This is a genomic window from Butyricicoccus sp. AM78-15b2TA, from assembly GCF_027665985.1.
Taxonomy (GTDB): domain Bacteria; phylum Bacillota; class Clostridia; order Oscillospirales; family Butyricicoccaceae; genus Agathobaculum; species Agathobaculum butyriciproducens.
Genome location: NZ_JAQEHY010000064.1, coordinates 1 through 203, shown reverse-complemented (window position 1 = coordinate 203; position 203 = coordinate 1). Strand labels below are relative to the sequence as shown.

1 protein-coding gene is annotated in these 203 nt (G+C 54.2%); it reads left to right on the top strand.

Going from position 1 to position 203, the window contains the following annotated elements; translation table 11 throughout:
* Window positions 1-203, top strand: a 203-nt coding sequence (locus PGS25_RS15620) for an RHS repeat domain-containing protein (protein WP_270419430.1), incomplete at both ends; no start/stop codon positions are given.

Genomic DNA, 203 nt, shown 5'->3' with positions numbered 1-203 from the left:
CTCGGCAATCAGACTACCTATGCGTATGACGATAAGGGACGGCAGCTTTCTGTCACTGACGCAGAAGGCGGCGTTACCAGCTTTGAATACGATGCCGTAGGCCGCATTGTTGCAGAGCATACCAAGGTGAGTGATTCAGCAACCGCAACGACCAGGCATACTTACTCCAAGGCGGGCAAGCTGCTGAAAACCGTAGACGCGCT